The sequence below is a fragment of the Blautia hominis genome, assembly GCA_002270465.1.
GTDB lineage: Bacteria > Bacillota > Clostridia > Lachnospirales > Lachnospiraceae > Blautia > Blautia hominis.
Genome location: NQOF01000006.1, coordinates 1 through 22,883 on the forward strand (window position 1 = coordinate 1; position 22,883 = coordinate 22,883).

The 22,883-nt window shown below is 43.2% G+C and carries 27 protein-coding genes, 1 tRNA gene and 1 rRNA gene; 17 read left to right on the plus strand and 12 right to left on the minus strand.

The genetic code is table 11. The features are described from left to right. From CI595_RS18290 to CI595_RS18315, 6 genes are all read left to right on the plus strand, one after another. A 23S ribosomal RNA gene (locus CI595_RS18290) occupies positions 1–121 on the plus strand; the annotation flags it as partial. Positions 122–266: 145 nt separating this feature from the next. Further along, positions 267–337: transfer RNA gene (locus tag CI595_RS18295), tRNA-Trp, on the plus strand. 455 nt (positions 338–792) lie between these two features. Beyond that, complete coding sequence (locus CI595_RS18300) at positions 793–1,308, plus strand: transposase (RefSeq protein WP_243135208.1); 516 nt, start codon at positions 793–795, stop codon at positions 1,306–1,308. 495 nt (positions 1,309–1,803) lie between these two features. Then, positions 1,804–2,472 carry a hypothetical protein gene (locus CI595_RS18305; RefSeq protein ID WP_095175078.1) on the plus strand — a complete coding sequence of 223 codons (669 nt, stop codon included), beginning with the start codon at positions 1,804–1,806 and terminating at the stop codon, positions 2,470–2,472. Positions 2,473–3,328: 856 nt separating this feature from the next. Next, the gene (locus CI595_RS18310; protein WP_095175079.1) at positions 3,329–3,850 is read left to right on the plus strand and encodes a hypothetical protein; all 522 of its coding nucleotides are present in this window, start codon (positions 3,329–3,331) and stop codon (positions 3,848–3,850) included. 25 nt (positions 3,851–3,875) lie between these two features. Further along, positions 3,876–4,343 carry a hypothetical protein gene (locus CI595_RS18315; RefSeq protein WP_095175080.1) on the plus strand — a complete coding sequence of 156 codons (468 nt, stop codon included), beginning with the start codon at positions 3,876–3,878 and terminating at the stop codon, positions 4,341–4,343. 129 nt (positions 4,344–4,472) lie between these two features. Here CI595_RS18315 and CI595_RS18320 read toward each other — a convergent pair whose 3' ends face one another. Beyond that, positions 4,473–4,682: a helix-turn-helix domain-containing protein gene (locus tag CI595_RS18320; RefSeq protein WP_243135209.1), complete on the minus strand. Its 210-nt coding sequence runs from the start codon at positions 4,680–4,682 to the stop codon at positions 4,473–4,475. A gap of 121 nt (positions 4,683–4,803) precedes the next feature. Here CI595_RS18320 and CI595_RS26265 point away from each other — a divergent pair, with 121 nt between their 5' ends. Then, complete coding sequence (locus CI595_RS26265; RefSeq protein WP_162291918.1) at positions 4,804–5,127, plus strand: hypothetical protein; 324 nt, start codon at positions 4,804–4,806, stop codon at positions 5,125–5,127. Here CI595_RS26265 and CI595_RS27390 read toward each other — a convergent pair. The 3 genes from CI595_RS27390 to CI595_RS18335 form a co-directional block, all read right to left on the minus strand. After that, entirely contained in the window at positions 5,034–5,324 is a 291-nt protein-coding gene (locus CI595_RS27390) for a phage holin (protein WP_095175081.1), read from the minus strand. The genes CI595_RS26265 and CI595_RS27390 overlap by 94 nt on opposite strands. Positions 5,325–5,885: 561 nt before the next feature. Further along, positions 5,886–6,593: a M23 family metallopeptidase gene (locus tag CI595_RS18330; RefSeq protein ID WP_095175082.1), complete on the minus strand. Its 708-nt coding sequence runs from the start codon at positions 6,591–6,593 to the stop codon at positions 5,886–5,888. Positions 6,594–6,650: 57 nt separating this feature from the next. After that, positions 6,651–7,286 (minus strand): TetR/AcrR family transcriptional regulator, encoded by a 636-nt coding sequence (locus CI595_RS18335; protein WP_095175083.1) that lies wholly within the window; start codon positions 7,284–7,286, stop codon positions 6,651–6,653. Positions 7,287–7,418: 132 nt separating this feature from the next. On the opposite strand from CI595_RS18335, the gene CI595_RS26705 reads away from it, so the two are divergent. The 3 genes from CI595_RS26705 (at position 7,419) to CI595_RS18345 (ending at position 8,253) form a co-directional block, all read left to right on the plus strand. Then, a complete protein-coding gene (locus CI595_RS26705) occupies positions 7,419–7,550 on the plus strand; it encodes a hypothetical protein (RefSeq protein ID WP_279233391.1) in 132 nt (43 codons plus the stop codon). Between the two features lie 158 nt (positions 7,551–7,708). After that, positions 7,709–8,023 carry a hypothetical protein gene (locus CI595_RS18340; protein ID WP_095175084.1) on the plus strand — a complete coding sequence of 105 codons (315 nt, stop codon included), beginning with the start codon at positions 7,709–7,711 and terminating at the stop codon, positions 8,021–8,023. Next, entirely contained in the window at positions 8,020–8,253 is a 234-nt protein-coding gene (locus CI595_RS18345; RefSeq protein WP_095175085.1) for a DUF4177 domain-containing protein, read from the plus strand. The genes CI595_RS18340 and CI595_RS18345 overlap by 4 nt, the downstream gene beginning before the upstream one ends. Before the next feature lie 73 nt (positions 8,254–8,326). On the opposite strand, the gene CI595_RS18350 is transcribed toward CI595_RS18345, so the two are convergent. Continuing rightward, positions 8,327–8,548, minus strand: coding sequence for a flagellar export protein FliJ (locus CI595_RS18350; protein ID WP_095175086.1), 222 nt, complete (start codon positions 8,546–8,548; stop codon positions 8,327–8,329). A gap of 504 nt (positions 8,549–9,052) precedes the next feature. Here CI595_RS18350 and CI595_RS18355 point away from each other — a divergent pair. Beyond that, positions 9,053–10,450: a YfcC family protein gene (locus CI595_RS18355; RefSeq protein ID WP_095175087.1), complete on the plus strand. Its 1,398-nt coding sequence runs from the start codon at positions 9,053–9,055 to the stop codon at positions 10,448–10,450. A gap of 13 nt (positions 10,451–10,463) precedes the next feature. Beyond that, complete coding sequence (locus tag CI595_RS18360; protein WP_095175088.1) at positions 10,464–11,891, plus strand: amidohydrolase; 1,428 nt, start codon at positions 10,464–10,466, stop codon at positions 11,889–11,891. 92 nt (positions 11,892–11,983) lie between these two features. Here CI595_RS18360 and CI595_RS18365 read toward each other — a convergent pair whose 3' ends face one another. From CI595_RS18365 to CI595_RS26140, 4 genes are all read right to left on the minus strand, one after another. After that, the gene (locus CI595_RS18365; protein ID WP_095175089.1) at positions 11,984–13,321 is read right to left on the minus strand and encodes a helix-turn-helix domain-containing protein; all 1,338 of its coding nucleotides are present in this window, start codon (positions 13,319–13,321) and stop codon (positions 11,984–11,986) included. Between the two features lie 47 nt (positions 13,322–13,368). Next, entirely contained in the window at positions 13,369–14,091 is a 723-nt protein-coding gene (locus CI595_RS18370) for a type 1 glutamine amidotransferase (RefSeq protein ID WP_187144047.1), read from the minus strand. Further along, on the minus strand, positions 14,091–15,428 hold the full coding sequence (locus CI595_RS18375; protein ID WP_095175091.1) for a MurT ligase domain-containing protein: 1,338 nt from the start codon (positions 15,426–15,428) through the stop codon (positions 14,091–14,093). The genes CI595_RS18370 and CI595_RS18375 overlap by 1 nt, the downstream gene beginning before the upstream one ends. Before the next feature lie 151 nt (positions 15,429–15,579). Then, positions 15,580–15,717 (minus strand): hypothetical protein, encoded by a 138-nt coding sequence (locus tag CI595_RS26140; protein WP_156087477.1) that lies wholly within the window; start codon positions 15,715–15,717, stop codon positions 15,580–15,582. Positions 15,718–15,829: 112 nt separating this feature from the next. On the opposite strand from CI595_RS26140, the gene CI595_RS18380 reads away from it, so the two are divergent. Next, positions 15,830–16,024 (plus strand): helix-turn-helix domain-containing protein, encoded by a 195-nt coding sequence (locus CI595_RS18380; protein WP_095175092.1) that lies wholly within the window; start codon positions 15,830–15,832, stop codon positions 16,022–16,024. Positions 16,025–16,127: 103 nt separating this feature from the next. Here CI595_RS18380 and CI595_RS18385 read toward each other — a convergent pair whose 3' ends face one another. Next, on the minus strand, positions 16,128–17,078 hold the full coding sequence (locus tag CI595_RS18385; protein ID WP_095175093.1) for an MraY family glycosyltransferase: 951 nt from the start codon (positions 17,076–17,078) through the stop codon (positions 16,128–16,130). 358 nt (positions 17,079–17,436) lie between these two features. Between CI595_RS18385 and CI595_RS18390 the strand changes: the two genes are divergently transcribed. Continuing rightward, positions 17,437–17,730, plus strand: coding sequence for a phage holin family protein (locus CI595_RS18390; RefSeq protein ID WP_095175368.1), 294 nt, complete (start codon positions 17,437–17,439; stop codon positions 17,728–17,730). A gap of 71 nt (positions 17,731–17,801) precedes the next feature. On the opposite strand, the gene CI595_RS18395 is transcribed toward CI595_RS18390, so the two are convergent. Both CI595_RS18395 and CI595_RS26365 read right to left on the minus strand, forming a co-directional pair. After that, the gene (locus CI595_RS18395; protein WP_065542391.1) at positions 17,802–17,981 is read right to left on the minus strand and encodes an HMG-box domain-containing protein; all 180 of its coding nucleotides are present in this window, start codon (positions 17,979–17,981) and stop codon (positions 17,802–17,804) included. A gap of 21 nt (positions 17,982–18,002) precedes the next feature. Continuing rightward, a complete protein-coding gene (locus CI595_RS26365; protein WP_167388472.1) occupies positions 18,003–18,140 on the minus strand; it encodes a hypothetical protein in 138 nt (45 codons plus the stop codon). A gap of 385 nt (positions 18,141–18,525) precedes the next feature. Here CI595_RS26365 and CI595_RS18400 point away from each other — a divergent pair, with 385 nt between their 5' ends. The 3 genes from CI595_RS18400 to CI595_RS18410 all read left to right on the plus strand — a co-directional run bounded on the left by CI595_RS18400 (position 18,526) and on the right by CI595_RS18410 (position 22,875). Next, positions 18,526–20,205: a L,D-transpeptidase family protein gene (locus CI595_RS18400; protein WP_095175094.1), complete on the plus strand. Its 1,680-nt coding sequence runs from the start codon at positions 18,526–18,528 to the stop codon at positions 20,203–20,205. Between the two features lie 456 nt (positions 20,206–20,661). Further along, the gene (locus CI595_RS18405) at positions 20,662–21,231 is read left to right on the plus strand and encodes a glycerol-3-phosphate responsive antiterminator (RefSeq protein WP_095175095.1); all 570 of its coding nucleotides are present in this window, start codon (positions 20,662–20,664) and stop codon (positions 21,229–21,231) included. 180 nt (positions 21,232–21,411) lie between these two features. After that, a complete protein-coding gene (locus CI595_RS18410) occupies positions 21,412–22,875 on the plus strand; it encodes an NAD(P)/FAD-dependent oxidoreductase (protein WP_095175369.1) in 1,464 nt (487 codons plus the stop codon). The last annotated feature ends 8 nt before the right edge of the window (positions 22,876–22,883 follow it).

A 22,883-nucleotide genomic window follows, 5' to 3' on the forward strand; every position in this document is an offset into this window, starting at 1 on the left:
TGAGATATCCCATTCTATAAAGAAGTAAGACCCCTTGAAGACGACGAGGTGGATAGGGCAGAGGTGGAAGTGCAGCAATGTATGGAGCTGACTGCTACTAATCGGTCGAGGGCTTGACCTAAGCACGGAAGTGCGAACGGCGGGTAAGAAAAAAAGGTTTTTGTGTTTTGTATATGCGGTTTTGAAGGTATATTTCAAAAAATAGATTTTTTTGAAAAAAAGTCTTGAAAGAAAAAAGATTTTATGTATAATAATAGATAGTATATAGGGGATTAGTTCAATGGTAGAGCACCGGTCTCCAAAACCGTCGATGGGGGTTCGAATCCCTCATCCCCTGTTAGAAAAGCCTTGTAAATAGGGGCTTTTTTCAGTTTAGAGAGAAAAAGGTAATCAGAACATTTGTTCTTTGAGAATAAGCAAGAAAGGAGAGGTTCTTGCGCATATGACAGAATAAGTAGCAATATAAGAGTAAGGAGAGACGCTTATTTTTATATTACTACTTATTTTTTTTGTTTGTTTGAATCGTCTTGACATGCGAACATATACTCGATATAATTAGAATACAAAACAGAACATACATTCGAGAAAGGGCGAAGCTTATGAGGAATATATCATTTGAGAATCATAATGCGTACTTACTATACCAAGCAGTATCTGAATATTTTCCAAACGTACATGGTGAAATAACGGTACGATATGCATTATACCTGTATTATAAAATTCACCCGGAAGAAAGACCAGCAACCTATAAAAAATATAAGACTGCATGAGATTGCTTGAAGGAGAATATAAATGTCTGCAGTGCACATGTTTGATACATATAATACACCAAATTATGAGGAACACAAAAAATGTCTGGAGATACCATATGCAGAAAATATCTTGCAGATCAAGGGTGTAGGTGAGAATATCTTGGCTGGAATCCTTGCAGAAATGGGGGATATCAGCAGATTTGATGATGTGAAAGAAATTCAGAAGTTAAGTGGGATGGGACTTGTTGCATGCAGCTCAGGTAAACATAAAGGACAGACAAAGATCAGTCATAGAGGACGAAAACGGTTGGGATACTGGCTGTTCCAGGCGGCAAAGTCGGCAGTTGTGCATGCATCGGAGTTCAAACAGCTGCATGTGTATTACACAACACGAGTCAATGATCCATTAAAAAAGATGCAGTCCCTGATTGTAACAGCGTGCAAAATACTGAGGGTAATCTATACGATTCTAAAGACAGGGACGACATATGATCCGCTAAAACTCTTGAAGGACATCAAACATCCAGCAAATGTATCGGCACAGGCAGCTGCATAGAAACAGAATAGGAACCATATATTCCAGAGCCTTACCGAGCCGCTGACAGCAAGTTTCGGAGGCTGGGCAGGGTTCTGGAACAGAAACCCGTAAAGGATGGAGTCTGGAACGGACAACATCCGCATAAAGGCCAACTGGAGTCTATGGTGGTATAGCGTCCACTGAGTTAATCAGTACCATTATAGAAGAAGGCAGGTCGGTAACGATCAAATAAAAACAAGAGCTGTAGCTGGCACTCAGTGTATGATAGATGGGACGAAGGAAGTTGGGACACGATCCCCATAGACACGGAAGGTTCATCATCATAGTTGAACAGAGGAAAAATAGCCTTTATAGAGCAAACAATAGGATGATTTTAAAGCTATACCCATTTTTCAGCTATTCGGTACTTGATACCACGATATCCATCACTATCGGCTTTGTTTTAGAGGTAAAAAAAAACGTCAAAGCCAGTAAAATCAATAGATTTAGGCTTGACAGAATAGGAAGATAAAAATGAAATTAATAATTAAAATTATGTTAGTGGCAATACCACCAATTTTTACGGGTATTATAACATTTTGGATCACCAAATATAAATACCATAAGGACAGACCACTGAGTAGATATGAAATTGCTTATAATAGAGTTTATTATCCATTATTTAGCTATTTAATAAAAATGGAACTTAAAAAGGTAAAACGAGAAGATTATATAAAAATCATAGACTATGCTACTCCACGGATAATAAAATATGAAAAATATATAGATAGAAGTACATATAAAACCTTTTTAAATTTTCAAAAAGTTTTAGAAAAAAATGGTAACATAAGACCTGCTTATAATTTGTTTGAAAAAAATATAATTTACTTTAATTCCAAAATAAGAATTCATTTAGGATATCTTGAAACAGGAAGTTTATTAAGATATAAATATTTAAGCTTTTGGGACAAATGTAGATTAAATCTAATTATATTGGGAGGAGTTGGATATTCATCCATAGCTTGTAAAATAATATTAAGCGGGTCAGGTATTCCTTATGAAAACATTATACTTAGAGTAAATTCCTATATTTTTTCTGCGTGTTTGATTTTTATTATTGTTTTTTCTGTATTGATTATTGCCAATACTTTTTTTAATTTATTTAGTTCACTTGTCGACAAAATAAAAAAACAGGGTGGTTGAAATTCCCTCGGTATAGACAAAGGCAACGATTATACAAAATGTTGTATTGTAGCAAAGAAATGATAAATGGAGTAGCACAAAGTGCTCGTTAGATTTTCTTTACGAGTAGTATGAATTAAAGGCAAATGACAAATATAACTGAAAAATTTATGGATAAACTGGCATCATGAAATCGTAACACCAATAAAAATGCCAAATTTGTGCCGATACAAAAAAGTCGAAAAACAACGCACAACCGTAAACACAGAAAAAGCCCTTGAATCCCGCATGTACAGCGACCTCAAGGACTTTTTACTCTCTTCAACTGTCAAAAACAGGAATATTCGGTTGTATAAAGAGGTGTCAAAAACCGGGATAGTAGCTACAGCAGTACCTTATATATTTGTCATGTGATCACCTCTTTAAATATAAAATATTGAAATTTACTGTTTATTTGAATTGTGATATTGTTTTTTTGGAAAAAATATGATAATATAGTAATATATAATATAAATTATTGTATTAATGAAAACTGACTATAAATAATTTATTTATAGTTAGTTTATTGAAATATTTAATGAATTTTGAGAATATACCAAAGTTGTGGACAAATATTAAGTTTGGAAAATCTTCATATATTATTTTTATACTATAGAATTGAGGTGTATACCCATGGGAAACGTATGATGTTTTTATAATAACAAGATAACAGATCAAAAATGGGGTGATATTAATGAAATATCGTAATTTTTGTGGCTGTTATATATATGTACTAATAATACTTTTATTGACCGCATGTAGTAGTAATGAAAAGTATCGAGAACATAAACGAGCCGTAAATCGGATAAAGGATCAGACATTTACGGAAGATACTTTTATGGATTTTCTCGTGGATGAATCAGGCTTTAAGGTTGCATCGGGGTTTACTTGGCATATGACAGAAGAAGAATTTTTAAATACCGTTTTTGGTGCTGAAACGTTAAATCCTGATAGTGATAAGTTTGATGAATTAAGAAGAGGAACAAATGATAATAATATTACATCTTTATCGCCCCCAATTAATATCAGCTTCAAAGATTATGATTGGATAGTTTCACCGGAATTTGTTTTTGATGAGAATAAAAGATTGACACAAATTGCCTATAGATTTCAATTTCAAGATTCGGAGAAAAGTAAATACATAGATTCGCTTATTCAATTTATAATAGAAATGGATAATAATCCCAATACAATAGCGGAAGAAAGAGAATTTGATAATTGGGGTGAGATAAATTGGGATAAACGATTAGCTATAAAATGGACACATAAAAATAAAAATACTGCATTCCGAATCAATTCGACATATTTCCGTGAGGCTAGGTTTTTCGATTTTATAGTATCGAATGTAAGTACCTATTAAGGAAATGTGAGAAAAGGAGGTAATTATGAGTAGAAAAATTTTATTGCCTTTTTTAACAGCAATAGTAATGTGCCTTTCATCGAATTTAGTATATGCAGAATCGAATACTTCCGGTTGGACATTAAGTGAGGAATCAAAGGAGGAAGAGGCTTATTATCTCGAGAGAGGTGGTAGGACACTTGATGAACTAGAAACAGAGGTTGATTGGAAGTCTTTATTAGGAATAGATAAACTTATATCACCTCGGACACTTTGCATAGAATGCGAATATTTTTGTTATACAGTTTGTGCCAGAGATGCATTAGTGGCAGAAGTTTACTATCATGATACATTATTTACCAAAGATTGTAAAGTGACCTGTATACAGAGTAGAGGAGCTTTAATTTGTGATATGGGACATTTAAATGAATGGTTCGGGTATCATCACTGTTGGGAAGTACATACAAAATGTAGCGCCGGAAAATACGATGTATGTACAATGAATATTTCTTAAAGGAAAATATTCATATGGGATTACTGTAAAAAAATATAGTGTTTATGTGTAGTGTAATAAAAAAATTCATCAAAAGTTAATATGAGTCTGTTGATAAAAGAGTACCTGCATTCACCAGGTACTCTTTTATTAAAATAAATTCTCAGTCTTTTCATATGGAAGAGGATTATCTGTGAGTCCCAAAAGATAATCTACACTGGTACCATAAAATTTTGCTAAAATAATAATTGATTCAATAGGTATAGACCTTTGACCACATTCATAGCCGGAATAAGTTCGTTGAGCACAATTTAATATCTTTGCAATTTCTGATTGAGATAAATCTTTATCTTCACGCATATTCCGGATTCTCGGAAACAACATAGTATCACCCCTTTTGTAAAATAATAATAGAATCCATAGTTAGAATTGAAAATTAGCTCAAAATGAGCTAAAATGATAAAAAGGGGAGGTAAAGAGAGTGAAGAGAATGAGAAAATGGCGTAAAGTATTTTGTACGCTTGTAGTAGTTAGTATGTATAGCTACACTATATTTATTAATTTTATCAGTATTCCAACCAAACCTACATGGGATTACTGGTTTGTGACTATTGCCATTTCCATAGGACTGCCTATTTTTTGCGCAGTACAATGGTGGTATATAGAATACTTAGAAAATAAGATTGAAAAAATGATGAGAGGAGTAGTTGTTTACTCCTCTTTGTATTTCTTAATAAACTCTTCCAGTTCATCAGTGGTAATTTTCCCATCCCGTAGCATATATAAGATTGTATCACCGTATTGATCCAGGGTGCTGAAAGACTGGTTTTTCCATGCCGGATATAATATACCTACTAAGTTAAGGATGGTATTCACCCAGAAAGTAATTTGTTCTTCTCCAAAGTTAATGAGCGGTTGTCCGATTAATGTGAGACACTGGTTGATGATCACGACCAGTATCATTACGATACTGATATATGTATGTGGCTTTATATCTTTCAAATTGAATATTTCGATGTGGCGGAGCCACCCTTTATTCCTTTATAGGAAATTTCGATTTTGGGGGCAATAAAAAGAAACATACGTTACCCGAACATATGTTAGATAACGGTGTGTTTGAACATGACTGCATGACGACACAGTTAGAAGATATAAAAACCTTCCACACCAGCCTCATCAGCAAACAGGTCATCTTCATTTAAGAAATAATCCATATACAGAAGTGCATCTTCGCTCATGCGGCGAATGTCCTCGGGTGTTATTCCTTCTGGTGGGTTATCCATATGTTTTTTGCGTAGGACCTCCTTCTCACAATCACTGCTAATGTCCTGATTGTAATGCAAAAAAATAGAAAAAAACGTATAATCAGAAAAATCTGGCAATACTATAATTAGAAAAGAAAATCGACACGGCAAAAAAACAGCTATCGACAAATATCTTATACATATCTAATTCTTATCAGGAAAATTTATTTTCCATAGACACAGAATTTTTTACGCCCTCCTTGGTTTTTATCTTGATCATACATATTCCCTTTATAGGATCCCGCTGACAGAATAAGATTTAGATTTCTAGAGTCTTATGTGGAAATCGAATTCTGTCCGTATCTGTTGGAATGCCATTCTTCACAGTTTCCCACTGGCCATTACCAAACACTTCATACTGTTTAAAAGCGCAGGGAACCCCCTGTGCTGAATTCATATCCCTGTTATCCATAAGCTGAAAATGTAAATGAGGAAAAAAGGAATTCCCGGAATGTCCGATTTTACCCAAAACCTCTCCCCTCTTAACCTTTTGGCCTGCAATAACCTTGATGGAACCGCATTGAAGATGGGCAAACGCCGCATACACGTGTTCGTTATATTTTATGATAATATAATTTCCGGCTATGGACTGTATATGATCTTTCCGGGGATTATAAAAATGTGCACTTTTGACAGCAACATACAGGTCTGAAATAAGATGTGCTCTGGATCTTTCCCTGTGATCATCTTTTGCGTCAACAACTGTGCCATCACAGGGAGCGTAGACATTTTCTCCCCAACAATAGCATTTTTGCAGCGGAACACCAAAAAGTAAATATTTAAACCAATGCGTTTGATAACTGGGATGACCTCTTCGTTTCCAGTCTACCTGTAAAAAGTCATAAGCGTACCGTGTTCCGAACCGGTTTGTACCGTGGCTTGGAATCCGTGCTCCGGGGGTGTTGGGAGAGAACCATTCACCTCTCAGTGGGAAGTCCATGATCACAGGTGTGTATTGCTCATTCATATTGCACCTCCGTAAATTTGGCGTTTTTCTTTTCCGGCCAAGGCTTTAAGCTGCAGATTACAAATTATCTGACGCATAAAATATCTTGCGCAGTTCTGCAAAGTAATGATCAAGTTTAGATATGACAGCCTCCCCGTCAATATGAGGCAACGGATTGTTTCTAAAATCCTCTAAGATTTCATCTGTAAATCCAACATTGGACCAGAAGATAAACTGTTTACATGCATTTATCTCCAATCCTTTTCTGAACAGGCTTTCGTCTATATCATCAAATAGCTTGGGATAGCAGTCTGCATGTTCCTGTTTTCTTTTATCTTGCAGCTTCTTATTTATCTCTTCGGAATTTGTATCGCGTGAGAGCTTATTGAATTCTAAAATCCAGGGATATTTTTCTGTTAGCTTGAGCTGCAGAAGATATGACTGCTGTAGTCTGGCGAAAATATCTCTCTCGTTAAAGTCCATTTGTTCAAAATACTCTCTCCTGATCAAATCGGAAAAATAATCATAAACCACGAAAAAGAGTTGTTGCTTACTGCTGACATAGTGGAACATGAGTGCTTTTGAGATTCCGGCCTCCTTAGCTATGATATTTGTTGAAGCTTTGTCATAACCTTGCGAAGAGAATTCTTTTAGGGCTGCATTTAGTATAGCGTCCCTTTTTTGAGGGATCAGCTCTAATAGTTTTACGGGCATTGTTATCTCCTTTTTGATGACGATATTTACCTATTAGGTTAATACTATTATAATGCCATTTACCTAAAAGGTCAATATAGAAAAAGATTTATATATAGAGTATAAGATCACGGGTAAGCAGACCGATAGATTATGGCGAATAGTGCATGTATGGTAACGGTTCCTATGGCCACTAACCTGCGGGATGTTATCACGCATCCGGCAGGAAAATTCGGAGGACTGCCAGCCCGCTATGGAGCAGATTTCCATATCTGTACATCATGAAGCCTGTTACTGAGAACAATACCCCTGTATTTTATGCGGCGGATCATGATCGTTGATCATGCAGGGATCCCGTTTCTTTTTTGATTGTTTCTTACAGAAAAAAAATGTATAATATCTTTAAATAGAAGTGTATTGGTGCCACAGAAGGGAGTCTGCATATGTTTGGTTTAAGCAGGGCAGAAAAGCTCAAAAAGCATTTTGATAAAAATGGGATTAATACAGTAGGTGAGATTACTTACATTGGCAATACGCCTGTAGATCAGTTTTTTGCCGCACAGTTTGGGGCGCAGTGGGAGGAGAAACCTCCTGCTTTAACCGTAAAATTTAAGACCTTGCAGGGGGAAGATGCGGAGATACAATGCCGGATTGCGGATAATACCTATCAGGCAGGGGAACAGGTTCAGATAAGATATATAAAAACAGAAAATGGATATTGCGGATACATCCTGAGAGAAGAGGAGAGCAGCCTATGAAGAAATATGAATATAAGTTTATTGAAATACCATTGGTTTCGGATAAGACGGAAAAGTCCGGGTACGGGTATGTGCAGACCCGGCAGCCGCAGGTACCTTTTGAGGCCTGTAAAGAAGCAATTATATCTGAAGCTGCCAATGGATGGCGCTTGAAGCAGATATTAGAACCCAGAATGAGTGTGTATGGTGCAAATTGTTATCAGGTGATCTTGGAGAGAGAAACGGAATAGCGTTAAAAGTATCAAAACATAAGTCAGCCCCCCGGCTGTTCAGATCTGAACAGCCGGGGGGCTGACTTATGTTTTATTGGTTGCTTAAACCAGCCAGGACTTCCTCCAGTGATTTGCCGGATTCCATTACTGCTCTATATAAAGCCTCTTTTTTATCTTCCGTGATTTTCTGCTCAATCTCTTTTTTCTTGCGGCGTAGTTCTTTTAAAGTTTCTTCATATGTGGCGATTTCCCCGATAACTGCCTGCAGTTGTTCATCCAGTGTCCTCGTCTCTTTTTTGCGTCCTCTCGCCATGATGTAATCCTCCTCATACATAAAATAATTTCAATAACCAGTATAACATTTAAAATTAGGAATTTCCACTATTTTGTATTACATATTCTCGAATATTTCTGTAATGATGTTACGCTTCGCATCCATGTAAAAGGCGCAGTACAGAGAAACGCAACAAGTGCCGCCTGCCCCGGGATTTCGCCACATCAGGCTGTTTTTCCCGGGGAAACGCTTCCAGGGCAGAAAACTGTGAACCGCAGTGTTACGGCCACGGTGCATCCATATCTATAAAGAATCCGGCTTTAAATGTAATTTACAGTACCATAATTCTTTTCAGAATCGAAAGCACGCATCAAGCCGTTATTTTTTGTGTATTATTTCCGAAATTCAAGAGATATTATCTGCAATTACTGCCAATTGACTTTATTTAAGCAGAGTGGTATCCTAAATATAAAAGAATGGTTCTGTAAGTGTGCTTAAAATAATCAGCAGTTTACAGCGAAAAAGTAAAAGGAGGATTTTTAAATGAAAAGAGAGAGGAAATTCAAATTTTCCATGCCCCATGCCTACGTGATCATGATGACAATGGTCCTTATCAGTGCCATACTGACCTGGGTTTTACCGGCAGGACAGTTTGATAGGGCGGTGGACCCGGATTTGGGGAGAGAACTGGTAGTAGCGGGGAGTTATCATGCGGTGGATGCCAATCCTATAGGCCCCTGGGCTTTTTGCATGAGTATCTTTCAGGGATTTGTAAACGCAGCGGATATTATATTTTTTCTGCTTTTTGCCTGTGGGTACGTTACTTTGCTTATGAGTACCGGAACATTGAATGCGCTGGTCGGTTCTATACTGAGGAAGATCAAGGACAAGGATTATTTCCTGATTCCCATATTTTTTACACTCTTTGCTCTCGGGGGAACTACATTTGGCATGAATGAGGAGGCCTGGGGACTGATCCCGGCGTTTGTTGCCATTGCCATCACACTGGGATATGACAGGATAGTAGGATCTTCCATCGTGATCCTGGGAACCGGTGTTGGCTTTGCCGCGGCAGTCCTTAACCCCTTTACGGTTGGTCTGGGAAGCAGTATTGCAGGAATTCCAAGTGTTGGAGGCAAAATCACCACATTCCGGATCGTGGCATTTGTCTGTTTTGTGACTGTAACCATAATCTACATAATGCACTATGCAAAAAAAGTAAAAAAAGACCCCACAAAGAGTTATCTCTACGGCGTACCGGAGCCTACAGTTACGGCCAGCCGCGATGAGGTTATGCAGATGCCTTTTACAGGCAGACAGAAGCTCACGTTAGTGGGATTTGGTATTATTATCATGACGATTGCCATCGGCGTTGCAAAGTTTGGTTTTTATCTGCAGCAGCTTGCAGCAGTATTTTTTATCGGAATGGTGATAACCGGCCTTATCAATAAAATGGGACCTAGTAAAATTGCAGATTCCTTTGTAGAATCTTCAAAATCCATGGTTTTCACGGTTCTTATGATTGGTTTTGCCCGCTCGATCGAAGTGGTGATGAGTTCAGGTAATATTATTGACACAGCGGTTTTGTATTTATCTAATATAGTAAAAGGCTTCCCCTCCGGACTTTCCGCATTCGCCATGCTGCTGGCACAGAACCTGATCAACTTCTTTGTTCCATCAGGAACCGGGCAGGCTGTAGTGACCGTGCCTATTATGGCGCCCCTTGCCGATGTGGTTGGACTGAGCCGTGAGATCGCTGTCATAGCCTATCAGTTTGGGGATGGATTTTCTAAAATGTTCTGGCCTACAGGATGCGCTATGATGTGCGGTGTTATGGGGATTGGTATGAATAAGTGGTACAAATTTATTTGGAAATTATTTTTAATGTGGATCGCGCTGGAAGTTATCCTGATCATGGGAGCTGTAATGGTGGGTATATAAGGAGAGGAAGAAAATGACAGAGGCAAAAGAAAGATTATGCAAAAGAATTGCTGAGAAGGAGAAGACTTACTCTGATATCAGCCGAAAAATATGGGAATATGCGGAACTGGGATTTCATGAATACCGATCAGCGAAATTACTGCAGGATACGCTGGAAGCGGAGGGGTTTCAGGTGGAAACAGGGCTAGCGGGAATCCCCACAGCCTTTAAGGGAACCTTTGGCACCGGCGGACCGGCAGTTGCCATTTTGGGGGAATTTGATGCACTTCCTGGGCTTAGCCAGAAACCGGGGAGGGATACGCAGGAAAAGAGAGAGGAGACAGACTGCGGTCATGGATGCGGCCATAATCTGCTGGGCACCGGTTCCCTTGCGGCGGCAGTTGCCGTTAAGGCTTACCTGGAGGAGAGCGGAGGAGCAGGAACTATTGTCTACTTTGGCTGCCCGGGGGAAGAGAAGGGTTCAGGTAAAACTTTTATGGCACGGGAGGGCTGCTTTGAAGGCCTTGATGCGGTGTTCTGCTGGCATCCCTGGGACGTGAACGGACTTTTTTCATCCAGTTCGCTGGCAGATATCTGCGCCTCTTTTACTTTCCATGGTAAGGCATCCCACGCCTCCGCGTCTCCCCATCTGGGAAGGAGTGCCCTGGACGCAGTGGAGCTTATGAATGTAGGATGCAATTTTTTAAGGGAGCACGTGATCCCGGAGGCCAGAATTCACTACGCGATCACCAACGCAGGAGGAAACGCAGCAAATGTGGTACAGGAGACTGCATCTGTCTATTACGAAGCCAGAGCTCCGCGGCTTCGCCAGTCTTTTGAAATATTTGAAAGGATCTGCGAAGTGGCACGGGGAGCAGCTATCATGACAGGTACCTCCTATGAGGTGGTGCGGGGGGACGGATTCAGCGACTATATCCCCAATAAGGTCCTTGGAAACGTATTGATGGAGAATTTTCGGGAGGCTGGAGCGCCGGATTTTGACAGCGATGATCACGCGTTGGCGGAGAAGATCCAGAGGACATTTTCGGAGGAGATCATGCAGGAGGCTGTGTCAGCGGTGGAAGATCAGCACGGGGAGAATGCGGCTGCAGAGATGGAGGGCAAAGTGCTGGCAGATGCAGTTTTTCCCATCAATCCCCTGAAAACAGTCATGCCGGGAAGTACAGATGTGGGGGACGTGAGCTATCAGGCGCCCACAGGACAGATCCTGACAGCCTGCAAAGCTTTTGGAACTCCCGGGCATTCCTGGCAGGAGGTCAGTCAGTCAGGGTCTTCCATAGGGATAAAGGGTATGATCACCGCGGCAAAGGTTATGGGGATGTCAGCTATTGATGTGTTTCAGGATCCTCGAATAGCTGAGGAGGCAAAGAAAGAATTTCTCAAAGCAGTGAAAGGAGGCTACCATTGTCCGATTCCAGATGAGATAAAGCCGGATCTATAAACAATAATAAGACAGCAGGGCAAAAACAGCAGCCATTCCGATAAACCGGTAAGGCTGCTGTTTTTGTATATCAAAGAGAACATGCGGATGGATCAGTATTTCAGATCGATCTGATATATGTTGATGGGCCTCCCTTTATTTCCGGAACGTCTCATACCTACAACTTCCGCGTATCCGTCCTTCTGCAAGGCGGCCAGAAATTTATTGGCCGCCCTGGCGGAGATATTCAGGTGATGCATCAATTCCTGGGAAGTGAGTTTATTGGTGCCCTCCTGTTTCATAACACGGATGATCCTGACAATGGTCTCTGAGGAAAGGCTCACTTTGTCCGCAATATCATGGATGTAATCGCCTGACACTTTCATTCCGGCGGGGACCAGGCCAATCTGCAGGACTGTGAGCTGGTCGTTTTCGTCGATCAGGTAGCTGCCGTCCTCCTGCTGGCTGCCGTTTCTGGAATAATGACTGGCATCAATGGCATTTACTCTGGCCTGATAAAAGGTGCGGCCAATGCCGTATCCCACGGAGCCTCTGAAAGAGGGCAGGCTGTGGAGCCGGTCCAGGATCTGACATTTTTGGAAATCCCCTGTGATCTCTTTTATGATACTGTAATCACCGTAAAGTTCAAAATCCCGGTACGTGTTTTTTATGATAAGGCGGTTCAGATATTTCCGGTTCAGTTCCACGATCATTTTATTGATCTCCAGGCGGGTGGTTTCATATGACATTTCATCCTGTACAGGCATATTTTCCATATTAATATGTATGACTGCAGGAAGATGGTCCTTCATGCTTTTAATGGAAATGCTTTTTTTCATACTGTTCAGGATATCGCTTATCATGTTCTCGTCAGGATACACATAAATACAGGGGACAGAGGTGTCACGCAGATTCTCGGTCACGCTGTAGAAATAAGTGATGACCATATCCAGTTTATCCTGCGCTGCCAGTTCCCTGTATTTTTCGGAGAGGGCAGCCTCTCTCTCATCCAGATCTACATTGGATGAATACTCGATCCACTCATCCTCAAATTCACGGATACGCTGGGCAAACCGATTGCTCTCCAAGAGCTCTTTTAAGGTGTGGCCGTCCTGAAGGAAATCCATGCCGATTCGGGACAATTTCAGTTGTTCATTCAAAACAATCTGCTGAAGCAGAATACGGTAGGTGTTCTCCACACTGATATGAAAATAGTCAACAACAGCATCGGCAGCCTGCTCCCCAAGGGAGTATATGGCTTTCATGGGGGCAATACCGCTGACCAGAAATCCTTCAAAGTTGTTTTTGTTTTGCAGAAATAATGTTTTAAGTTCCTCCAAGGTATCATAAGTAAAACATTCTACAAAGATATCTTCGCTGATGCCGGGCAGGCGTTGATTAAAATGTTGGTAGTAGTGCTGTTTCAGCAGCAGTGCGATTCGGTATCCCATAAGTTATTCCCTTCTGTTCATAGCAATCATAAGACCCCCGTATTTATCTATTGTTTGGCTGTAAAGCGATGATAGATATACTGGTTTGCCTCAATCTCCTGGCTGTCATCAAGCGGAGCCAGCTCCGCTTTTCCGTATTTGCGTTCCAGGGCGTTTGTGATCAGATAATCGCTGATATGCGGATTTTTGGGAAGGAGGGGGCCGTGGAGATAGGTGCCCACAACATTTTTGTAAAGCACACCCTCTGCCTTGTCCTCTCCGTTGTTGCCGCTTCCGTAGAGGACTTTTCCGAAAGGCTCATTATCTCCGATATAGGTGCGGCCTCCGTGATTTTCAAAGCCCACAATGGGAAGGCTGAATTTATCATTCTCCAGTACAATGTTGTCGATCAGGCGGGGGCTGCCCTGTTCTGTGTATAAGTCAACAAGGGAAAGGCCTTCAATGCGTCCATCATCTGTGTCATAATAATGACCGAGAAGCTGATAACCGCCGCAGACGGCAATCACCACACCGTTGTCCTCCACATAATCTCTGAAATCCTTCTGAATGCTGCGCAGCTTGTCACAGACCAGCATTTGTTCCCTGTCAGATCCGCCGCCCAGAAGCACAATGTCGAGAGCTGAAAAGTCAATATGGTCCTCAAGCTGGTATTCTATGGTCTCAGCTTCGATGCCTCTCCACTGGCAGCGCTTCATCATGCACTGGATATTTCCCCTGTCCCCGTACAGGTTCAGCAGGTCCGGATATAAATGTCCGATGGTGATCTTCATCATTTTCTGCCCTCCATTTTCTTCAGGATATTATGGGTGGTATACAGGCCGGTGTAATTTACCAGCAGATACAGGTTTTTGGTTCCGTTTTGGATTCGGGTCTGGATAGCCTTCTCTATATCAGGCTCCAGAGAGGAGGGGATATCCACGTATTTCAGCCGCAGGCGCATATCCTGACAGCGGATGCCGCTGACGGTTATGGATGCGGCATTGGCGTCCTTCAGCCTGTCAAAATCCACATCCCAGAGCCAGGATACATCCGTGCCGTCCTGGCTGTTGTCATTGATCAGGATTATGATATCCTTGGGGGAAGTGTCAGTCATGACCGCCCCGATATTCTGGTTAAAACCTGCCGGGTTTTTAGCCAGGTTCAGCATGACTTTCGTACCGCCGATTTCAAAAAGTTCATTTCTTCCGAACTGGGGTGTGTAGTCACCCAGAATCCTGTTAAAACGGTCAAGGGGAATACCCGCCAGGGAGGCAGCGCCGTAGACTGCCAGTATGTTATATATATTGTAAAAACCACGGTAATTGGCTTTTATATGAAAATCGCCCACATCAAAGGACAGACCATCCGACATATCAATATGGCTGCCGTCAAATTCCGGTGTAGGACGGGAAAAACCGCATTTGGGACAGAAATAATCCCCCAATTGACTGTAATGGTAGAATTTGTACTCCATTTTTTCTCCGCAGCGTTTACAGAAACGGCCTTCCCGGATCTCACGGGAATCCTGTTCTTTGTACACCTGTTCACTGATGCCGTAAGTGGTGTACGGATTGTCATTGTCCATGGCGAGAAAGGTGGACAGTGAGTCATCCCCGTTGACTAAAAGCTTCATATCAGGTGCCATCTTCATGGCTCGGGACAGAAGGTTCATAGTGGTGTCAATCTCCCCGTAGCGGTCAAGCTGGTCACGGAACAGATTCGTCAGGACCATATAATTAGGTTTGAAGTGGGGAAATACACGGACCGTGGAGGCCTCGTCAATCTCGATACAGGCATAATCTGCATCCAGATGGCCGTTTGCCCGGGCATTCAGGACAAAGGCAGAAACCACACCGTTCAGCATGTTGGAGCCGGTGCGGTTGCAGACAACCCTGCAGCCGTTTGCTTCCAGAACAGAGGCCAACAGATTGTTGGTGGTTGTCTTGCCATTGGTGCCGCAGACCACAAAAATGTCTTTTCTGACTTCACAGGCCAATTCTTTTAAAATGGGCGGATAGATGGAGAGTGCTATTTTTCCGGCCAGAGTCACACCCTGTCTGCCGGTGATCTGACAGGCTGTCTTAATGAGCTTGGCGCTCCATACAGCAAAAAGTCTTCTTATATTCATATACTAAAGTTCCTTTGTTTTTATTTGCGGTTTTTTCAGCCGCAGTCAGGGTTTCCAGATTCCCCATTTATTATACATAAAGTGAGGAAAGAGTACAAGCGGCATTCTGCATTGAGAAAAAAATCCCCGGCACATCCCGGCCGGGGTAAGACTAATCTTCCAGAAGTCCCATCTCTTTTGCTTTTTTTATAATATTTTCCAGGGTTTTGTCCTCATACCTGTCACAGCTTTCAAGGAACTGTTTCTTGTCGTATTCTGATGAATGTTTTGGCTCTTCATGATTTGTCATAAAATATTCCCCCATTTCATTCTTTTGTTTTAAATATACTCAATATTTTGAGTATAGTCAAGAGATTGAGTATGATACTATTCAATAAATGTTTTGGATAGGAGAAGTGTTTATGATCAGTTATAAACCGTTTTACGAGACACTGTTCCGGAGAGATTTGACGGAGTATCAATTGATTCATACCCATGGTGTATCAGCCCATACCCTGTACAGGATGAAAAAGGGTGAGGCCATTACCACAAAGACCATTGATGTGCTCTGTGATATTCTAAATTGTGATGTTCAGGATATTATTATTCATATCTGATGGCTCAGTTCTGAGCCGACACCGGACCGTGTATGAGGGCAGCAAAATGAGGGGGAAAGGAAAAAGAGAAACACAGCTGTCATGGCGTGTTTCTCTTTCTTTTTTATTTTACCAGCATGTATGCTGCAACAGCCAGGATCACCTGGATGATCAGGAAACGGACAACAACCTGAGTATCTGACCAGCCGCATTTTTTTCTTACGTGGTCATGAATGGGGGTTCTTGTATTTTTCAGGATGGAGATCTTTAAAAATCTTTTCAGGAAGAGTTTTACAAGTCCCAGGCCGCCGTCAATGATCAGTACACCTGCCAGCAGAAGGTAGATGACCGGATGATGGGATTTGATGGCGATCACTGCAATATAAAAGCCCAGTGCCCGGGAGCCTGCGTCTCCCATCAGCATACTGCTGGGGGAGGAATTAAAGTACAGGTATGCCAGCAGGACAGCGGCAAAAAGGAAATTGGCGATCACGTAAGTTCCCAGAGTTTCTTTAAAGATCAGGCCAAAGGACAGCATCACGATCACACAGAGACTGGCGCACAGCCCGTCCACACCATCGGTACAGTTTGTTACATTGATGGAGACCCAGAAGAGGATAATGCCCAGTATGGCAAAGACCGCTTTTGGTATTTCCAGCTCTGCAAAACCAAGGGAGATGGTGGTACTGTTAAAATTCAGGAAAGTGAGAACAGCCACAGCGGAGATGATGAGGTCGATCAGACCTTTTTTGTATTCATTCCACGGCGTCTCAGCAGCATCGTCCAGGTATCCGCTCAGCATAATGCAGAGAAGCAGTATGGCGTAGACGATATACTCTTTGTCAAGAGGCATAAAGAGAACCGCGCCGATGATAAAACAGATGACAAACGTCAGCCCAACGCCCCTTGTCTTACCTTTTGAGAGTGCGCCGTTTAAGGCGAAATCCCGTCCCTGGTCACTGGGGAGAAAGGAAAAGGGATGTTTCAGGGCAAAAAATGTGATGAGAAAGGTAATGATGATTCCCAGCATTACGATCTGTTTTGTATCTAAATATTGATTCAGTAAATGGTACATAAGATTTCTTTTGCTTTACAGCAATCCTCCTTCTTTGCTTTAGAAACTTTTAGTAACAGTTCAGCCTTCCTCTGTCCCGCCAGATGCTGCCTTGCAATTGCAAGACAATCCCGAGACGGCCTCGCGCCAGACTGCGGTCTATGCAGTCTGTACCCTAAAAGGCAGGACTGTGCATGCTTTTGCTGCTATGAAGCCAGAAGGTTGAATAGTAACCGCTTTTAGTATAACACATCCGGATATGCGGGGAAACGGTATTTTGCAGGAATTATCATGGAATGGAAAAAAATACACCGGTCCCGGCAAGTTAAGCCTGTCAGCGCATATGATGGTAAGAGAGGCAGTATTATGGGGAGGGGAAATGGAGACTATAATGGAATATGTAAAACCTGAGCTTCTTGTGGTGGCCATAGTGCTCTATTTTGTGGGCATGGCGCTGAAACAGTCCCAGGCAGTAAAAGATAAGTATATCCCTCTGATCCTGGGAGCAGCAGGAATCCTTATATGCGCGGTATGGGTACTTGCAGTCTGTGATGTCCATTCTCCGCAGACAGCCGCAAAGGCAGTGTTTACTGCTGTTACCCAGGGGATTTTGGTAGCGGGGCTGAGTACCTATATCAATCAGATCATTAAGCAGTCAGCCAAAAATGAATGAAGGGACAGAAAAACCGACTGTGCGGCGCAGAGGATCCTGCGTGTCACAGCCGGCTTTTGAAGCAGCGCATCTCAGGGGCGGAACATGGATTCCACATACTCCCGCATTTCGTGGCGGGAGTTTACCTGTCTGGCTTTGTCTACCAGAGGCTTCTGTTCAGATTTGGGAAGCTGGGCAAAATGGTTCAGGATGTCTGAATGCTGCGCCAGTTCCATGGTGAAGCCGATGGGAAGTTCTTCATTGTCGATCATCAGAATTCACCTCGCTTCCTGTCAGCCTTCTCCGCCAGGGCCGTCTTTGCGCGGCACTTCGTCGGGGATCACGTCTGTGGCGTTTGACTCCCTGGGCAGGTCGATCTCAGGAATGTTTCCGTCATCATAGTCGTTTTCGTAAGGTTTTTCTTTTAACATGGCAGTATCCTCACTTATTCTGCTTATATTGGGCGGCAGCAGTTGCCTGCGCTGCAGAATTAGTATGCGGAGAAAAATATTTTTTATTCCTTGTGACACTTTTCGACACTTTCGTGCGTCTAATATATGGTTGATCCATTCCCAGCAGAATTCTGTGACAGGATAGAATATGAAGAAAATATTTCACATACACTAAAAGGAACAGAAAGTATGACAAAAGCTTTAAATTTTTTTTAGGATTCATTTATATTTATCCGGTTGTAGAATTTTGTGTTATAATAGACAAGTATTCGCGTTTATGTCGAATATAGGCGGCTGCAGCATGGAAAATGAAGCGTAGATGGCTGCAGTACCCACAGAAATGTAATATCGGGGAGCAAATTAGATGAAAAAAAAGACACAGCAAAAGAAATTGCAGCAGGCAGAAGAACAGGCGAAAGCTGCTGTCCGGCAAGGGGAGGCAGAACAGACACAGCCTAAATCAGAGATGGAAGCCAAAATTGATTCTGCCATGGAGAAAATCATACAGGATACCATCGGAAGCCAGGCGGAAACCGCTGCTTACCGGGAGCCGGATAAAAAAACTATAAAGATGCAGAAAAAAGCAGCCAAAAAAGAAATGAGGGCTGAGGAAAAGAAGGGTAAAAAGACCGGGATCAAAATTGCACTTGGCATCACAGGTGCTGTGGTCATACTGGCAGCTGCCGGCTATGGCGCGGGCGCTTACTATTATAAAGACAAATTCTTTAAGGGAACAACCGTAAACCATATAGCTTGCGGGAACTTGACTGTGGAGCAGGCGGAAGATTTGATACGGAAAAAAGTTGAGGACTATTCTGTTCAGGTGCAGTTCAGAAATGACCAGACAAGAGAGATCAAAGGACAGGACATTGGTTATGCTTATGTCAGCGACGGAAGTGTGCAGAAGCTTTTAGATGAGCAGAATCCCTTCACCTGGATAACAGGATATTTCAGGGATACCGATCATGAGGCTGAGGAGAACATCCAGTATGATAAGGAGGCATTGAAAGCCCAGCTTCAGTCTTTTGACTGTATGCAGGCCGCCAGCATGGAGGCTCCAACGGATGCGTACATTACTTTCCAGGAAAACCAGTTTGTCATTGTGGATGAGACGGCAGGCACCACCGTACAGGAGGATGTTATCCTCTCCGCTCTTGAGCAGGCTGTGGCCGGCAGTGAGGAATCAGTTTCCGCTGAGGAGGCAGGTGCCTATGCAGCTCCGGCTGTCACAAAGGAGGACCCCACTCTGAATCACCAGAGGGATGTGTGGAATTCCTGTGCAGCCGTAACGGTCACCTATACCTTCGGAGATAAGACAGAAGTGCTGGACGGTATGACCGTGAAAGAGTGGATGACCTACGACGAGAACGGTAATTATGTGGAGGACCCGGCAACACTGGAGGCCAGAGTAACGGAGTTTGTCGCCTGGCTGGCGGAAAACTATGATACCGTGGGCAGGGACAGGACCATAACAAGCACAGCCACAGGGGAACCGATCACTGTTTCCGGCGGCAATTACGGGTTCCAGATAAACCAGTTAAAGGAAAAGGCCCAGCTTTTAGAGGACATTGCCAACCATGCAGTGACGGTCCGTGAGCCTGTGTATTCCAAGGCTGGTGTGGCATACGGGGAAAATGATATCGGCGGAACCTATGTGGAGATCGACCTGACCAGCCAGCACCTTTGGTTCTACAAGGATGGAGCACTGCTTATGGATACGGATTTTGTATCCGGTACTTATGTCATGAGAGACAGAAGGACGCCGGGAGGTGTGTATTCTCTTATGTATAAACAAAGAAACCAGGTGCTCAGAGGACGGAAACTGGAGGACGGCACTTATGAGTATGAACAGCCTGTAAAATATTGGATGCCCTTTAACGGCGGCATTGGTCTGCATGATGCCAATTGGAGATACAGCTTCGGTGGCTCCATCTACCGCACCAGCGGCTCTCATGGATGTATCAACCTGCCCACTGCTGCAGCTACAACGATATACGAAAATATAGAGGCGGGCTGCCCGGTGGTATGTTTCTACAGAGAGTAACAAGCAGTAGGCAAAAACGCAGCCGCAGTCTGGTGCGTAGCTGCCTCGGGATTGCCTTGCAAATGCAAGGCAGCACCTGGCGGGACAACATCCCCGGGACATTGGGCTGTGAACAGTAACGAACTGTTACGGAAACATTACAACAAGTGACATTTATGCTTGCATGGCACAGGGGGATGTGCTAAGATGTAAGAAGAGACAGGAGACAAGAGGATAAAGCCGTATGACGGCTTTATTGTCTTGTCTTTTTAAAATCAAATAGTTTACTAGTACAGCATTGCGTAAGTTTCGGTGATAGAGTGCCTGATATTTTCGTCAGTGCAAGGCGCCAAAGCGACGGCGCAGCGGTTCCTACGACTAGCTTCGGCAACGCGGCACTGGCGTAAATAGCGGGTGCTCTATCACCGGAACTTATGCAACGCTGTACTAGTTTACAGTACGGAAATGGAGTGTCTCATGAAACAACAGGATATTTTAGAACAATTTGAGGACTGCCCTGTGGTGGCAGCCATCAAGGATGAACAGGGACTTAACAGGTGTCTGGGATCTGACATCAGGATCGTTTTTGTGCTCTATGGGGATATCTGCAGTATCGGTGATATTGTGGGGCGCCTGAAAAAGGGCGGCAAAACCGTTCTGGTACATATTGACCTCATAGGAGGCCTGAGCAGCAGAGAGGTTGCCGTAGACTTTTTGAAAAACACCACAGAGACAGACGGTGTGATCTCTACCAAGCCTGCCATCATCAAACAGGCAAAGGAACTGGGACTGTTTGCGGTCATGCGTTTTTTCGTTATCGATTCCATTGCCTTTGAGAGTATCCGAAGACAGACAGAGAGTGTGCATCCGGATATGATAGAAGTGCTTCCGGGTGTTATGCCCAAGATTATTGCGAGGATCTGTATACACAGCAGAACACCTGTCATTGCAGGGGGACTGATCGCGGATAAGGAGGATATCATGGCAGCACTGAGTGCAGGAGCCGTATCCATATCCACCACGAACCAGAAAGTCTGGTTCATGTAAATAGAATAGATAACGCTGGAGAACAGAGACAAAGCGAAGGACACATGTCAGAAGCATGTGTATTCGCCTTGTCTCTTTTTTGTGTAATGGGTGAATAAGATACAGCCGAAAACGGCTGTACTTTGGCCCGTGGCTCCGGTTCGCCGGATCTTTTATTACAAAAATAGGAGGAATGAGAAAATGAAATATGATGTGATAATTATCGGGGCTGGAGTTGTGGGAAGCTCTGTGGCAAGGGAGCTGTCCAGATACAGCCTGAAGACAGCCGTGCTGGAACGGGAGGAGGATGTCTGCTGCGGTACTTCCAAGGCCAACAGTGCGATTGTCCATGCCGGTTTTGATGCGGAACCGGGCTCCATGAAGGCCAGGATGAATGTGAGAGGCAGTAAAATGATGAAAGCGCTGTCAATGGAACTGGATTTTCCATACAGGCAGAATGGTTCTTTAGTCCTCTGCTTTGATGAGCATGATATCCCGAAGCTGGAGGCATTGAAAACGCGTGGGGAGGAGAATGGGGTGGAAGGCTTAAGGATCGTGAGGGGAGAAGAGATCCATAAACTGGAGCCAAACATTTCCCACCAGGTCAAAGCCCTGTTATATGCCCCCACCGGCGGAATCGTATGTCCCTTTAAACTGACTATCGCCATGGCGGAGAATGCCTGTGTGAACGGTGTGGATTTCTTTTTGGATACAGAGGTAAAAGCAGTCAGAAAGCTGGATAAGGGTGGTTACGAAATTGAGACTGACCGGGAATACTACGAGACAGCGTGCGTCATCAATGCAGCGGGTGTATATGCTGATGTTTTCAACAATATGGTGAGCAGCCAAAAGCTCTCTATCACGCCCAGAAAAGGGGAATACTGCCTGCTGGATAAAAAAGCAGGAGATTTTGTATCCCACACAGTGTTCCAGCTTCCAACAAAGATGGGAAAAGGGGTCCTCATCACCCCCACAGTGCACGGCAATCTGCTTGTAGGTCCCACGGCGGATGACATTGAGGACAAAGAGGGAATCCAGACAACTGCCGGGGGACTTGAAAAAGTGGCATCTCTGGCACGTGTCAGTGCTGCAGATGTTCCCCTGCATATGGTGATCACGTCCTTTGCAGGTCTTCGGGCCACAGAAAAAAATGAGGATTTTGTTCTGGGTGAAGCTAAGGATGCGGAAGGCTTTTTCAATGCGGCGGGGATTGAGTCACCGGGCCTGTCAAGTGCTCCTGCCATAGGAGAATACCTGGCACAGATGACAGCAGAGTATCTCCATGCAAAAAAGAAGGACGATTTTATCGGCACAAGGGAGGATATTCCCAACGTGGCGCAGGCCTCTCCTGAGGAAATGGCAAAGCTGATCCAAAAAGACCCGGCTTACGGCAACGTCATCTGCCGCTGTGAGACTGTGACGGAGGGTGAGATCATAAATGCCATAAGACGGCCTTTGGGCGCCAGGTCTTTAGATGGTGTGAAGCGGAGAACAAGGGCGGGAATGGGCAGATGCCAGTCAGGTTTCTGCGCACCCAGGACCATGGAAATACTGGCAAGAGAGCTGCATGTGGACCCACTCAGCCTTACAAAGGCAGGCAAAGGGGCAAAGCTTCTTACAGGTGTGCTCAAAGACGGGGAAGCAGGAGAGAATAAGACAGTTTAAACGGGGAA

Coding starts and splice junctions, on each gene's coding strand:
- CI595_RS18300 (WP_243135208.1), top strand. CDS start 793: ATGTCTGCAGTGCACATGTTTGATACATATAATACACCAAATTATGAG.
- CI595_RS18315 (WP_095175080.1), top strand. CDS start 3,876: ATGAGTAGAAAAATTTTATTGCCTTTTTTAACAGCAATAGTAATGTGC.
- CI595_RS18320 (WP_243135209.1), bottom strand. CDS start 4,682: ATGCGTGAAGATAAAGATTTATCTCAATCAGAAATTGCAAAGATATTA.
- CI595_RS18310 (WP_095175079.1), top strand. CDS start 3,329: ATGGATTTTCTCGTGGATGAATCAGGCTTTAAGGTTGCATCGGGGTTT.
- CI595_RS18350 (WP_095175086.1), bottom strand. CDS start 8,548: ATGGCGAGAGGACGCAAAAAAGAGACGAGGACACTGGATGAACAACTG.
- CI595_RS18355 (WP_095175087.1), top strand. CDS start 9,053: ATGAAAAGAGAGAGGAAATTCAAATTTTCCATGCCCCATGCCTACGTG.
- CI595_RS18380 (WP_095175092.1), top strand. CDS start 15,830: ATGATCAGTTATAAACCGTTTTACGAGACACTGTTCCGGAGAGATTTG.
- CI595_RS18410 (WP_095175369.1), top strand. CDS start 21,412: ATGAAATATGATGTGATAATTATCGGGGCTGGAGTTGTGGGAAGCTCT.
- CI595_RS26365 (WP_167388472.1), bottom strand. CDS start 18,140: ATGTTAAAAGAAAAACCTTACGAAAACGACTATGATGACGGAAACATT.
- CI595_RS18360 (WP_095175088.1), top strand. CDS start 10,464: ATGACAGAGGCAAAAGAAAGATTATGCAAAAGAATTGCTGAGAAGGAG.
- CI595_RS18365 (WP_095175089.1), bottom strand. CDS start 13,321: ATGGGATACCGAATCGCACTGCTGCTGAAACAGCACTACTACCAACAT.
- CI595_RS26140 (WP_156087477.1), bottom strand. CDS start 15,717: ATGACAAATCATGAAGAGCCAAAACATTCATCAGAATACGACAAGAAA.
- CI595_RS18400 (WP_095175094.1), top strand. CDS start 18,526: ATGAAAAAAAAGACACAGCAAAAGAAATTGCAGCAGGCAGAAGAACAG.
- CI595_RS18405 (WP_095175095.1), top strand. CDS start 20,662: ATGAAACAACAGGATATTTTAGAACAATTTGAGGACTGCCCTGTGGTG.
- CI595_RS18395 (WP_065542391.1), bottom strand. CDS start 17,981: ATGATCGACAATGAAGAACTTCCCATCGGCTTCACCATGGAACTGGCG.
- CI595_RS18345 (WP_095175085.1), top strand. CDS start 8,020: ATGAAGAAATATGAATATAAGTTTATTGAAATACCATTGGTTTCGGAT.
- CI595_RS18390 (WP_095175368.1), top strand. CDS start 17,437: ATGGAGACTATAATGGAATATGTAAAACCTGAGCTTCTTGTGGTGGCC.
- CI595_RS18335 (WP_095175083.1), bottom strand. CDS start 7,286: ATGCCCGTAAAACTATTAGAGCTGATCCCTCAAAAAAGGGACGCTATA.
- CI595_RS18385 (WP_095175093.1), bottom strand. CDS start 17,078: ATGTACCATTTACTGAATCAATATTTAGATACAAAACAGATCGTAATG.
- CI595_RS18375 (WP_095175091.1), bottom strand. CDS start 15,428: ATGAATATAAGAAGACTTTTTGCTGTATGGAGCGCCAAGCTCATTAAG.
- CI595_RS18305 (WP_095175078.1), top strand. CDS start 1,804: ATGAAATTAATAATTAAAATTATGTTAGTGGCAATACCACCAATTTTT.
- CI595_RS26705 (WP_279233391.1), top strand. CDS start 7,419: ATGGCGAATAGTGCATGTATGGTAACGGTTCCTATGGCCACTAACCTG.
- CI595_RS18330 (WP_095175082.1), bottom strand. CDS start 6,593: ATGAATGAGCAATACACACCTGTGATCATGGACTTCCCACTGAGAGGT.
- CI595_RS18340 (WP_095175084.1), top strand. CDS start 7,709: ATGTTTGGTTTAAGCAGGGCAGAAAAGCTCAAAAAGCATTTTGATAAA.
- CI595_RS18370 (WP_187144047.1), bottom strand. CDS start 14,091: ATGAAGATCACCATCGGACATTTATATCCGGACCTGCTGAACCTGTAC.